The organism is Sandarakinorhabdus oryzae (assembly GCF_009733735.1).
In the GTDB taxonomy this organism is placed as follows: domain Bacteria; phylum Pseudomonadota; class Alphaproteobacteria; order Sphingomonadales; family Sphingomonadaceae; genus Sandarakinorhabdus; species Sandarakinorhabdus oryzae.
This window is the reverse complement of the sequence record NZ_WNJP01000094.1, coordinates 1-11,035: the sequence shown is the minus strand read 5'-3', so window position 1 is coordinate 11,035 and position 11,035 is coordinate 1. Positions and strand designations below refer to the sequence as shown.

Here is an 11,035-nt window from a genome sequence, read left to right as displayed (position 1 = left end):
CTATGGCGAGGATGCCGAGGGGCTGGCGACCTGGGCCGGGCTGGGCGTGCCGCCAGAGGTGGCCACCAGCGGCCGGCGCATCCCGGCCGGCATCACCGGCCCCGAAGCATTTGGCGTCACTGAACCGCTCGACCTCCTCGCCCCGCCGCCCGATCCCGCCGTGCCGCCGCCCCCGCGCCAGCGCAATATCTTCGACAGCCTGGCGCACCTGGCTGACAGCCTGGAGGAGACCCGCCCGGCCTTTTTTGATGCCGCCATGGCCGAGGCCATTGGTGCAATCGATGATCATGTCGCCCGTCTCGCCGGCGCGCAGGCGCTGCTGGGCGCGCGCACGGCGCGGCTGGAGGCCGAGGCCGACCGGCTCGACCGCACCCAGCTGGCGCTGAAATCCGATCTGTCACGGCTGGAAGACACCGACATGACCGAGGCGATTGCCCGGCTGGACCGGCTGTCCACCGTGCTGGAGGCCGCCAACGCCAGTTTTGCGCGGGTGTCGCGGCTGAGCCTGTGGGACGATATGCGCTGACAGCCCCTCCCCGATCCGGGGGGAGGGTCGAGAGACGCGCCGCAGGCGCGGCCCGAGGTGGGGGTCGCTCGCGCCGGCCTTCGAAATAGGACCCTCACCCCGCTCGCGCCAAGGGGCGCGAGTCGACCCTCTCCCCAGGTGGGAGAGGGTTTCAGCCATTAACTCTACAATCCACCGGCCGTAACCCAAGGGAACCCTTGGTCTTCTCGGAGCCGGCCGCCCTTCATGCTGTCCATCATCGGCCTTGTCGTGCTCATCGTCATGGTCTTCGGCGGCTTTGCCATCACCGGCGGCAGCCTGGGGCCGGTGCTGCACGCGCTGCCGCATGAATTCCTGATCATCGGCGGCGCGGCGGCCGGCGCCACCCTGGTTGCCACCGACATCCGGGGCATCAAGGCAATGGGGGCCGGGCTGGGGCGGGTGGTGAAGGGGCCCAAGTACAAGAAGGCCGATTATGGCGCGGCGATCTTCCTCACCGCCCGGCTGATGCGCCTGTTCCGCACCGAAGGGCCAACGGCGGTCGAACCGCATATCGAGGACCCGAAATCCTCCGCCATCTTTGCCGAATATCCGCAATTTGCCGGCGATCATTTCTTCATCAGCCTGGTGACGGATTCGATCCGGCTGCTGGTCGTGTCCACCGGCACGCTGGCGCCGCACGCGGTGGAAGAGGTGATCGACACCCATATCGAGACCCACCACCACGCCGCGCTGAAACCGGTTGAGCGCCTGCAGACCATGTCGGACGCGCTGCCGGCACTCGGCATCGTGGCGGCCGTGCTGGGCGTGATCAAGACGATGGGCAGCATCGACAAGCCGCCGGCGATTCTGGGCGCCATGGTCGGATCGGCGCTGGTCGGCACGTTTCTGGGCGTGCTGTTGAGTTATGGCATCGTTGGCCCGCTGTCGGCGCGGCTGAAGGCGGTGATCGATGAGGACAGCGAGATTTACCTGGTGGTGCGCCGGGTGATCATCGCCACGCTGAAGGGCCAGCCACAGCCGCTGGTGATCGAATCCGCCCGCACCGCGATCAGCCCGACCCACCAGCCCAGCTTCAGCGAGATCTTCGATGGCATGCGGACGGCAAAATGAAGCCGGAAGCGCATATCGAGCCGGAGATTGTCTACAGAAAGGCGAAGGGCCATGGCCACGCCCATCACGGCGGCGCGTGGAAGATCGCCTATGCCGATTTCGTCACCGCGATGATGGCCTTCTTCATGCTGCTGTGGATCCTGGGCGCCACCAATGAACAGCAACGGAAGGGCATCGCGGACTATTTCACGCCCACGGTGATCCAGCTGCAGAACAGCGGCGGATCGAACGGCCTGTTCGGCGGACGCAGCGTGACGGCACCCGATGGCAGCAGCGTGCGGCCGGAAACCACCGGCAAGCAGCCGGTGACAGCGGCCGGCACCGACACGCTGTCAAAGCGCCCGGGCAGCGGTGAAGGCAGCAATGCCGCCAGTGGCCAGCAGGGCCAGGCCGTGGGCAGCACCGGCAAGCTGCCCAAGCCCGGCGAAAGCGCGCGGGCGAAGGACGAAGCCGAGTTGGACAAGGCCGCCCTGCGCATCATGGCACGGCTGGAGGCGGACCCGACGCTGAAGGGCCTGAAAGGCCAGGTGCGCTTCGTGAAGACCCGCGACGGGCTGCGCATCGATCTGGTCGAGCGGGCGGATTTTTCCATGTTCGCGCTGGGCACCGCCGCCCCCACCACCGCGGCCGGGCGGCTGGTGCAGACCGTGGCCCACGCCATCGAGGAGATGCCCAATGCGCTGACCGTGCGTGGCCACACCGATGCGCTCGGCTTCAGCCGGCAGAAGGAAACCCTGGGTGGTGCATCGAACTGGAGCCTCTCCACCGCCCGCGCCGATGCTACCCGCCGACTGCTGATGGGCGCCGGCATCCCCGGCAGCCGCTTTCGCCGCATCGAGGGCGTCGCCGACACCGATCCCTATGTGAAGGGCAATCCCACCGACCCGCGCAACCGCCGTATCAGCGTCACCCTGCTCTATCAGGACCCGGCGTGAACCAGGGACAGTCTGTCACATATCTGCAATGATGTAATGACAGTGCACCGCGCCTTGGCTATGCACCAAAGGGCTCGACGACCTCCCGCCAACTGCTGCGGACTGGCGCGGCAGAGGGAGCAGGCACCATCTTTCCCGTCAACGCCGCGATGCCGGCCATGGTCATGGCGGCATCAATCCTGGCCGCTTCAATGCTGGCGGATGCCTTGGTGCGGCCGCGCCGGGTCCGCAGCCTGGCGGGACTGTGGCTGCATGGGCTGATCCTGACCGGCGTCGCCGGGCTGGTGCTGGCGCTGTGCGGCAATCCGCTGGTCGCCGGGCTGGTGGCGCTGGGGCTGGTGATGGCACTGTCGCTGATCTCCAACGCCAAGAACGCCATGCTGGGCGAGCCGCTGCTGTTTTCTGATCTGGCGCTATTGGTCGCCGTCTATCGCCATCCGCAATTCTATCTGTCGGCGCTGCAGCCGTGGCAGCTCAGGGCGCTGGCCGTGGGCGCCGCCGGGCTGGTCGCGCTGTTTGCCTGGCTGTTCGTGCCGGCGCTGCTGCCGCACCTGATCGGGCTGGGGCTCGCCGTGGGCGCGGTGGGGCTGATCGCCCTCAGCCTGCAGCTGCCACCGTGGCGCCGCCTGGCGCCGGAGCCGGCCGCCATCATGGATGTCGCGCGCCACGGCCTGCTGGCCAGCCTGCTGCTCTACTGGCGGCGCTGGAAGGCGACCGACGATCCGCACCTGTGTACCGACGGCCTGCCGCAGCCGCCGACCACGCAACTGGTGGTGGTGGTGCAATGCGAAAGCTTTGCCGATCCGGCCGAGCTGTTCGGCGATTCAGCGCTCGCCCTTCCCGGCCTTGCGGCGGCCCGCGCCGCGGCGTGGCGACAGGGGCATCTGCTGGTCTCCGGCTTTGGCGCCTATACCAACCGCACCGAATATGGCGTGATCTTCGGCCGTGACGAGGAGACGCTGGGCTTCCGCCGCTTCGATCCCTTCCTCACCGCCATGGGCGAGGCCAGCCATGCCCTGCCCGCCCGCCTGGCCCGGCACGGGTGGCGCAACCTGTTCGTCCACCCGCACGACCTGGGCTTCTACAGCCGCGACACCATCATGCCGGCGGCCGGCTTTGCCGAGATGGTGGGGCCGGAAGCCTTTGCCATGCCGGCCAAGGGCGAGCATCGTTATGTGAGCGATGAGGCGATTGCCGACGTGATCATGGACCGCGCCCGCGCCGCCCGCGAACCCGGCCTGTTCCACGCCGTCACCATCGAGAACCACGGCCCGTGGCCGGCCGACAAGACCTGCGCGCTGAAGAAACAGTCCAGCGCCTATCTGGAGCTGGTGGCCAGGGGGGATGCCATGCTGTCTCGCCTGATGGCCGATGTCGCGGCGCTGAAGCGGCCGGCGCTGCTGGCCTTTTACGGTGACCACCGACCGTCCATCCCAGGCGCCTGCATGCCGGGCGGCGATCGCCACACGCCCTATGTGCTGCTGCGCTACGACGCGGAAGGCCAATTGGTGCGCGGCTGCGGCACCCGCCGGGATCTGACCCCGGCGCAGTTCCACCACGCCCTGATCGACGCGATCAGCGCCTAACGCTGGGTCGACGGCACCGGCTCCACGCCGGTGATGCGGCCGTGGACGAGATCGCTGTAATCCTGCGCGATCTGCAAGGTCGCTTCGCCCACCTGGAAATTCCATGGGCCGATCTCGGCCAGCGGTGTCACTTCGGCAGCCGATCCGGTGAGGAAGGCTTCCTGGAAGGTCGCCAGTTCCTCCGGCCAGATGGCGCGTTCGTGCACCTTGATGCCGCGGCGTTGGGCCAGTGCGATTACCGAGCGGCGGGTGATGCCATCCAGGAAGCAATCCGGCGTTGGCGTGTGCAGTTCGCCATCCTTGAAGAAAAAGATGTTGGCACCGGTCGCTTCCGCCACCTGGCCGCGCCAATCGAGCATCAGCGCATCGTTGTAGCCGGCGTTTTCGGCGGCGTGCTTCGACATGGTGCAGATCATGTAGAGCCCGGCCGCCTTGGCGCGCACCGGCGCGGTGTAGGGCGCCGGCCGCCGCCACGGCGCGATGTTGAGGCGCAAGCCCTTCTTCAGCGCTTCCGGGCCAAAGTAAGCCCCCCATTCCCAGGTCGCGACAGCCAGATGCGGGCGGGTTTTCTGGGCCGAAACGCCCATCTGCTCGCTGCCGCGCCAGGCGACGGGGCGGACATAGGCGTTGGTGAAGCCATTGGCGGCCAGGGTCTGCCGGCAAGCCTCGTCGATTTCCGCCACGCTCCACGGCAGCGGGAAACCCATGATCGCCGCCGAGTCGATCAACCTCTGCGAGTGGGCCGACAGCGCATAGATATGCCCGCCATAGGCACGCGCGCCCTCGAACACCGAACTGGCATAGTGCAGGCCATGGGTGAGGACATGGACATTGGCTTCACGCCAGGGCTTCAGTTCCCCGTCCATCCAGATGAAACCATTGCGATCATCAAACGTGGCGTCGGTCATGGCCAATCGGTCCCCAGTAACAATGTGCGGGCGGCCTGGCATTGCCGGGCAACAAACGAACAGCGATGCCGCTGCCGCCTTGCCGGGAATTGCGCGCCCTGCTTGTGTTGCCATAGCCTTTGTGGCAGATAAGTCAACATGACTGTCCCAATTTCTGCTTCCCCCGTCCCGGCCCCGGTCTCCCCGCTGAAGGTGACGCCGGCCTCGCCGCTGTTCCTGCGCGAGGACGAGATCAGGCGCGGCATCGAGCTGCTCTATTTCGGCTACACGTCGATGATCCGCGGCGCCGATGCCATATTGGAAGCGCAGGGCCTGGGCCGCGCCCACCACCGCGCGCTCTATTTCATCGCCCGCCGGCCGGGGCTTTCGGTGGGGGAGTTGATCGGCCTGCTCGGCATCACCAAGCAGTCGCTGGGCCGGGTGCTCACCGATCTGACCGGCCGCGAACTGGTCGAACAGCGCGTCGGCGTGGCTGATCGCCGGCAGCGCCTGCTCAGCCTGACGCCTTCGGGCGCGGCACTGGAGGCACGGCTGTTCACCGAACTGGAACGTTCCATGGCGCGCGCCTATGGCGAGGCCGGCCAGCAGGCGGTGACCGGCTTCTGGGCGGTGCTGATGGGCCTGGTGCCGCCGGATGGCCGGGCGCAGGTGGAAGCCCTGCAGGGTTAGGGCTGAGGCAGGCTTTTCAGATAGTCGAACAGCGCCCGACGTTCGGCGTCGGTCATGTGCGGCAGGCGCTGGGCGCCGACACCGGTCATCAGGCGCAGCTTGCGGCCATCGGGCGGGCGGCCGGTGGTGGTGAGCGTGACGAACGCCGGCCAGTCATAGATCTGGATGGCATCGGCCAGCGCCGGTGAACCTTCGGGGCTGCCGCCCAGCCCGTGGTTGTGGCATTCGGCGCACGCCAGGCGGGTGAAATAGGGGCCCCATGCCGGCGTGCCAGGGGCCGGAGCGACGGCCGGGCCGCGATCGGTGGCGCGCACCAGCACGGCATTGGGGATCAGTTCGCCCATGGCGGCGAAAAAGGCCTTCACCAGCCGATGCTTCAGCGTGATGGCCTGGGCATCATTGGCCGCCGGCAATGTGCGAAGATGCGCGTGAATGGCGGCGATCTCGTTGTCGGCCATCGCGGCGAACATCTCCGACGGCATCGCCCAACTGATGCTGGTGCCATCGGGGCGCAGGCCGTGACGGACGGCGCGGGCGAAATCCTCGCAGCTCCACTCACGGGCGCGGCGGCGCAGGTTGGGCGCGACCACGCCATAGAAATCCTCGCCGGTCAGCGCCGCGCCGTGACAGCTGTTGCAGCCATAGACGCTGACGAGGCGCGCCCCCAGCGCCGGATCGCCGGGGCCGCCGGCCACAGTTTCCGGCAAGGCGCCAAAATCCTTGGCCAGTTGCTGGTTTCCCGCCCAGATCAGCGCACCGACGGCAGCCGCTGTCATCGCCGCGCCAACGCCCAGCATCGCCAGAACGCTCTTCACCCACCGCCGCATGGCCTGTCCCCCGTTAGGGCAGGTTACGCGCCATTGGCGCGTTTGTCAGCCCAGTTCCCGGGAGCGGGCGGCGGCAGCGGCGATCACGCGCTCAAGCAGCGGCGTCAGCTCCGGCATCAGCACCGAAAGCCCGGCCGCGGTGGTGCCGCCCGGCGAGGTGACGCGCTCACGCAAGGTCGCTGCCGGCGTCGCGCCATCCTGCGCCGCCAGCGCAGCAGCACCGATCAGCGTCTGGCGGGCGAGGCGCATGGCCATCGCCGGTTCCAGGCCCGCCGCTTCGCCGGCAGCAGCCAGCGCCTCGATGAAATGGAAGACATAGGCCGGGCCAGAGCCGGAGACGGCGGTGACAGCATCGAACTGGGCTTCGTCATTCAGCCAGATGGTCTGGCCAACCGGCTGGAACAGCGCTTCGGCCGCGCCCTGCACGATGTCGCCATCACGGGTGAACAGCGCCGTGGCGCCCTGCCCCACCGATGCCGGCGTGTTTGGCATGGCACGCACGATGCCGGCGCCAGGGAACAGCCGCGCCAGATCGGCGGTGCGCACGCCGGCCATGACGGAAATCACCAGCGTGAGCGGACCCAGCCGCCCGGCCAGCGGCAGCACAGCCTGGGCCCAGGCCTGCGGCTTGACGGCGAGCACGACGATATCGGGTTTGCCTTCTGCCGGTGGACGGGCCGAGGCTTCGACTCCCGGCGGCAGATTGCGCGCGGCCGGATCGATCACCGTCACTGGCCCCAGCCCTTCGGCCAGCCAGCGCCGCAACAGCGCGCCGCCCATGTTGCCACAGCCGATCAGCCAGATCGGCGAACTGCCCGTCATGTCAGGGTCCAAAATCAATAATGGGTGGGGCCGTCACGGCATTCTGCAAGCCGATGGGAGTGAGCGAGTGCAGCCGGGTAGCAGCGCTACCCGGCAATCGAGCGAGCGCGCCATCGGCTTGCAGAATGCCGCCCGAAGGGTGACCAGGAGAAGCAAAATGGCGGCGTTGCAGTCGCTCGCCGGGGGGCGAAGCCCCGCCAGCGCACCTGCGCCTAGCCATTTTGCTTCTCCTGGCCATGCCGACCCCACCCATTATTGATTTTGGACCCCAGCCCCCAGTGGTCGGTCGTCAGGCTTCGCCGGCCGTCTCGATCAGCGCCGCCGCCAGCGCTTCGGCTGGCCCTTGCCCGGCCAGCAACACCAGCTGGAACACCGGATAATAACGCTCGAACTCCTCCACCGCGGCATCGGTGAGGATTTCGGCCTGTGCCGGCGAGAGGTCACCGCCGTCTTCGGCATCATCATCGGCCAGCAGGGTGGCGTGGCGGAACAGGATCATGCCGTCGGCCGACCACAGCTCGAAATGGCCCATCCACAATTGCTCGTTGATCAGGCCGATGGTTTCATAGACGGCCAGCCGACGATCATCGGGCACGGTGAGATCGGCCTGGGCAATGATCTGCAGCACCCGGTCTTCGCCGCGCCACAGCGCGCGCAGCTGATAGGTACACCAGCCGCCCTTCACCGTCGTGATGATTTCCTCATCACCCACACGTTCGGAGGCCCAGCCATTGGCATCGAACAATTGTTCGAGCAGGTCGATCGGGGCGGGTTCGCCCGGACCATAATCAATTTCGGAAAAGCTCATTTCGCCTCTCCCTTACCGGCCAAGGCATAGGCTGGGCAAGCCCTGCCGATTCGGCAAGAGCCAGGCACGCAAAATCTTGTGGATATCAGGCGTCTGCCCCACCAGATTTGCGCGGCTTCTTGGCCGACTCGCTGATCTGGGCCTTCAGCGCGGTGATTTCGGCCTTCAGCGTCTCGACCTCGGCGCGGGCGGTGGCGGCCATCGCCTTGACCGCATCGAACTCGTCGCGGCTGATGTCGCTGGCGCCGACAAAATCCTTCATGCGTTCCCGCGCCACGCCCGAAAGCTCGCGGCTGGCGCCGGCGATGGTGCCCATGGCGGCGGTGGCGACCTTGGACAGGTCTTCAAACAGCTTGTTGTCGTTCTGCATGGTCAGGGTCCCTAAATTCCCAGCTGCATGGCGTCGGCCATGGGGTTGAGCATCATGATGGTGGTGTTGAGCGTGGCGGCAAAGCCCAGCCAGGCGCAATAGGGCAGCATCAGCCAGCCCGCCAGCCGGTTGACCCGCCAGAAGGCCCAGGTAGTCCCGATCGCAACGATCAACATCACGGCAATAATCGCCAGCGCCGCCGAGATCATGTGCAGCCGAAAGAACACCGGCGACCAGGTGAGGTTGATGGCAAAGCCCAGGGCGAACAGGGTGATGGCCAGGCGCTTGCCGGGCACGGCGCGGGTGCCCCACACCACCGCCAGGGCAAAGCCGATCAGCGTGTAGAGAATGGCCCAGGCGATGCCGAACAGCGGCCCCGGCGGCTGGAACACCGGCAGGGTGAGCGACTGGTACCAGGGGTTGGTTTCGGTGGAACCGGCAATGCGCGCGATCAGTCCGCCCATGAACAAGATGGCCGGCACCGCCACGATGGCGGCCCGCGCGAAGCTGCCGGTGGAAAACCAGGGCTCTGGCGTTTCGAGGGACTCGGCGACTTCCATGGCCAATGCTGTAGCCGGTTGGCCGCGGCCGCGCTACAGCAGGCCATGGCCGAGAATGACGCAGCGCCCCATCCCTGCTGGCTGTGCGGCCGTGTGCTGGGCAGTATGGTCGAATGGCACCACCCGGTGCCCAAGGCCAAAGGCGGCCGGCAATTGGTGCCGGTGCACCCAATCTGCCACGAGGCCATCCACGCCCATTTCAGCAACAGCCAACTGGGCCGCATGGGGGCCGACAAGGCCGCCCTGCTGGCCGAACCGGGGCTGGCAGCGTTCGTGGCCTGGGTGGCCGGCAAGCCGCCGGATTTCCATGCGCCGACCAAGGGCAAGAAGCGTTAGGCCGGTTTGCGTGCGCCGATCAGAAACTCGACATTGCCTTCCGGGCCGGTGATCGGACTGGGGGTGAGGCCTTCGACTTGCCAGCCCTCGCTGGTCAGCCAATCGGCGACGGTACGGCAGACCCGGTCATGCACCGCCGGATCGCGCACAACCCCGCCCTTGCCGACATCCTCGCGCCCGGCTTCGAATTGGGGCTTGATCAGCGCCAGCAGCCGCGCGCCGGGTTTGGCAAAGCCCATCGGCACCGGCAGCACCTTTGCAAGGCCGATGAAACTGGCATCACAGACGATCAGGTCGATCGGCTCGGGGATATGATCGGGCGTCAGCAGCCGGGCCGAGAGCTGTTCCAGCACCACCACGCGGGGATCCTGCCGCAGTTTCCACGCCAGCTGGTTGGTGCCGGAATCAACCGCATAGACGCGCGTCGCGCCGCGGCTGAGCAGCACATCGGTGAAGCCGCCGGTGGACGAGCCGACATCGATCGCGACAGCGCCGGCAACATCCCAGCCAAAGTGGCTGAGACCATGATCCAGCTTGATGCCGCCGCGCGATACCCAGGGGTGGTCGCGACCCTTCACCTCCAGCGGTGCATCGGTCGCCAGCGTGTCGCCGGACTTGGCGATCTTGCGGTCAGCCGAAAACACCAGGCCGGCCATCACCAGCGCCTGGGCGCGCGTGCGGCTTTCCGCCAGGCCACGCTCCACCAGCAGTTGATCGACGCGCTGTTTCACCCCTGGAATCTCACCAGGCCTTCTGCAATTCCACCACCATCACCTCGATGGGTTCATTTCCCACATTCACATCCTGGTGCAAGGTCTTGGGATTGGAGGGCAACCAATAGGCCTTTCCGGTCTCCCATTTCTGCACGTCGGACTGGCCAGTCTCCTCGCGGATGTCCATGGTGCCGCCCTTGAGCGCGATTAGCACGCGCGGGTGATCGTGGCGGTGCAGCGGCAGCGGATTGCCGACGCCGATCACCGATCGCCACACCTTCACCTCGTCGTTGGCGAATTGCGGCGTGCGACCGGTTTGCCCCTGCACCTGCGCCACCGCCAGTCCGGCGCCAAAGCCGGCCAGCACCAGCGCCGCGCTGATTGCCAAAGTCTTGCCCATGTCCCGTCTCCTGAATCTGCTCACCCGAAGTGTAGGGCGGCAGTCGGGAATGGCAATCGTCAGCGCACGAACATCAGCTTCGGCCCCGGATCGGTCATGGCGTCGCCAGCCTCGTCAAAGCGGGCGACCCTGTGGGTGACATGTTCGGGGTGCAGGCGGCCACAGGCGAGGCAATCCATCACCGCTGGCAGGTGCGCGCGCGAATCCGCCCGCGCCGTCACCAGCGTGAGACCGCGATAATAGGCCTCGGTGAGCGGCACCGGGGTCAGCGGCGCCAGGTGGATGGAAACGCTGGTCAGGATGGCGTTGCGCGCTGCCGAGCGGATGGCAAAGCCCAACGCCTCGGCGCTGCCGTTGGCTTCCACCACGATCTCGAACAGCTCGTTGGCCCGTCGGCCCTCGGCCAGCGCCAGCGGCGCCGCCTCGGCGCCCAGTGCGGCCGCCCGCGCCCGGCGATCGGCGTCGTCATCCAGATAGAGCACG

The 11,035-nt window shown here is 67.3% G+C and carries 15 protein-coding genes; 6 read left to right on the top strand and 9 right to left on the bottom strand.

The features are described from left to right. The 4 genes from GJ693_RS10210 to GJ693_RS10195 all read left to right on the top strand — a co-directional run. Positions 1-526 (top strand): flagellin (locus GJ693_RS10210; protein ID WP_268893155.1); only part of this gene is annotated, 526 nt, incomplete at its 5' end. 225 nt (positions 527-751) lie between these two features. Next, the gene (motA, locus tag GJ693_RS10205) at positions 752-1,618 is read left to right on the top strand and encodes a flagellar motor stator protein MotA (protein ID WP_156256201.1); all 867 of its coding nucleotides are present in this window, start codon (positions 752-754) and stop codon (positions 1,616-1,618) included. After that, complete coding sequence (locus GJ693_RS10200; protein ID WP_156256200.1) at positions 1,615-2,553, top strand: flagellar motor protein MotB; 939 nt, start codon at positions 1,615-1,617, stop codon at positions 2,551-2,553. The genes motA and GJ693_RS10200 overlap by 4 nt, the downstream gene beginning before the upstream one ends. Positions 2,554-2,744: 191 nt before the next feature. Beyond that, a complete protein-coding gene (locus GJ693_RS10195) occupies positions 2,745-4,139 on the top strand; it encodes an LTA synthase family protein (RefSeq protein ID WP_235902805.1) in 1,395 nt (464 codons plus the stop codon). On the opposite strand, the gene GJ693_RS10190 is transcribed toward GJ693_RS10195, so the two are convergent. Further along, complete coding sequence (locus GJ693_RS10190) at positions 4,136-5,047, bottom strand: branched-chain amino acid aminotransferase (protein ID WP_156256199.1); 912 nt, start codon at positions 5,045-5,047, stop codon at positions 4,136-4,138. The two genes, GJ693_RS10195 and GJ693_RS10190, sit on opposite strands and share 4 nt — an antisense overlap. 138 nt (positions 5,048-5,185) lie before the next feature. Here GJ693_RS10190 and GJ693_RS10185 point away from each other — a divergent pair, with 138 nt between their 5' ends. After that, entirely contained in the window at positions 5,186-5,716 is a 531-nt protein-coding gene (locus GJ693_RS10185) for a MarR family winged helix-turn-helix transcriptional regulator (protein WP_156256198.1), read from the top strand. Here the strand turns inward: GJ693_RS10185 and GJ693_RS10180 are convergent. The 5 genes from GJ693_RS10180 to GJ693_RS10160 all read right to left on the bottom strand — a co-directional run bounded on the left by GJ693_RS10180 (position 5,713) and on the right by GJ693_RS10160 (position 9,103). Continuing rightward, positions 5,713-6,531, bottom strand: coding sequence for a c-type cytochrome (locus tag GJ693_RS10180; protein ID WP_197042098.1), 819 nt, complete (start codon positions 6,529-6,531; stop codon positions 5,713-5,715). The two genes, GJ693_RS10185 and GJ693_RS10180, sit on opposite strands and share 4 nt — an antisense overlap. Positions 6,532-6,588: 57 nt before the next feature. Beyond that, positions 6,589-7,365: a pyrroline-5-carboxylate reductase gene (proC, locus tag GJ693_RS10175; RefSeq protein ID WP_156256196.1), complete on the bottom strand. Its 777-nt coding sequence runs from the start codon at positions 7,363-7,365 to the stop codon at positions 6,589-6,591. Between the two features lie 289 nt (positions 7,366-7,654). After that, positions 7,655-8,173, bottom strand: a complete 519-nt coding sequence (locus GJ693_RS10170) for a type III secretion system chaperone family protein (protein ID WP_156256195.1) — start codon at positions 8,171-8,173, stop codon at positions 7,655-7,657. A gap of 85 nt (positions 8,174-8,258) precedes the next feature. Further along, complete coding sequence (locus GJ693_RS10165) at positions 8,259-8,543, bottom strand: accessory factor UbiK family protein (RefSeq protein WP_156256194.1); 285 nt, start codon at positions 8,541-8,543, stop codon at positions 8,259-8,261. Positions 8,544-8,554: 11 nt separating this feature from the next. Next, positions 8,555-9,103 (bottom strand): TspO/MBR family protein, encoded by a 549-nt coding sequence (locus tag GJ693_RS10160; protein WP_156256202.1) that lies wholly within the window; start codon positions 9,101-9,103, stop codon positions 8,555-8,557. A 45-nt stretch (positions 9,104-9,148) separates the two neighbouring features. Between GJ693_RS10160 and GJ693_RS10155 the strand changes: the two genes are divergently transcribed. After that, the gene (locus GJ693_RS10155; RefSeq protein ID WP_156256193.1) at positions 9,149-9,439 is read left to right on the top strand and encodes an HNH endonuclease; all 291 of its coding nucleotides are present in this window, start codon (positions 9,149-9,151) and stop codon (positions 9,437-9,439) included. On the opposite strand, the gene GJ693_RS10150 is transcribed toward GJ693_RS10155, so the two are convergent. The 3 genes from GJ693_RS10150 to GJ693_RS16900 all read right to left on the bottom strand — a co-directional run. Continuing rightward, positions 9,436-10,170, bottom strand: coding sequence for a TlyA family RNA methyltransferase (locus GJ693_RS10150; RefSeq protein ID WP_156256192.1), 735 nt, complete (start codon positions 10,168-10,170; stop codon positions 9,436-9,438). The genes GJ693_RS10155 and GJ693_RS10150 overlap by 4 nt on opposite strands. Positions 10,171-10,180: 10 nt before the next feature. Beyond that, entirely contained in the window at positions 10,181-10,552 is a 372-nt protein-coding gene (locus GJ693_RS10145; RefSeq protein ID WP_156256191.1) for a cupin domain-containing protein, read from the bottom strand. Between the two features lie 59 nt (positions 10,553-10,611). Then, the coding region (locus tag GJ693_RS16900; protein ID WP_197042097.1) for an MDR/zinc-dependent alcohol dehydrogenase-like family protein at positions 10,612-11,035 on the bottom strand (424 nt) is incomplete at its 5' end.

Coding starts and splice junctions, on each gene's coding strand:
- GJ693_RS10170 (WP_156256195.1), bottom strand. CDS start 8,173: ATGAGCTTTTCCGAAATTGATTATGGTCCGGGCGAACCCGCCCCGATC.
- GJ693_RS10200 (WP_156256200.1), top strand. CDS start 1,615: ATGAAGCCGGAAGCGCATATCGAGCCGGAGATTGTCTACAGAAAGGCG.
- GJ693_RS10160 (WP_156256202.1), bottom strand. CDS start 9,103: ATGGAAGTCGCCGAGTCCCTCGAAACGCCAGAGCCCTGGTTTTCCACC.
- motA (WP_156256201.1), top strand. CDS start 752: ATGCTGTCCATCATCGGCCTTGTCGTGCTCATCGTCATGGTCTTCGGC.
- GJ693_RS10195 (WP_235902805.1), top strand. CDS start 2,745: ATGCTGGCGGATGCCTTGGTGCGGCCGCGCCGGGTCCGCAGCCTGGCG.
- GJ693_RS10185 (WP_156256198.1), top strand. CDS start 5,186: ATGACTGTCCCAATTTCTGCTTCCCCCGTCCCGGCCCCGGTCTCCCCG.
- GJ693_RS10165 (WP_156256194.1), bottom strand. CDS start 8,543: ATGCAGAACGACAACAAGCTGTTTGAAGACCTGTCCAAGGTCGCCACC.
- GJ693_RS10190 (WP_156256199.1), bottom strand. CDS start 5,047: ATGACCGACGCCACGTTTGATGATCGCAATGGTTTCATCTGGATGGAC.
- proC (WP_156256196.1), bottom strand. CDS start 7,365: ATGACGGGCAGTTCGCCGATCTGGCTGATCGGCTGTGGCAACATGGGC.
- GJ693_RS10145 (WP_156256191.1), bottom strand. CDS start 10,552: ATGGGCAAGACTTTGGCAATCAGCGCGGCGCTGGTGCTGGCCGGCTTT.
- GJ693_RS10155 (WP_156256193.1), top strand. CDS start 9,149: ATGGCCGAGAATGACGCAGCGCCCCATCCCTGCTGGCTGTGCGGCCGT.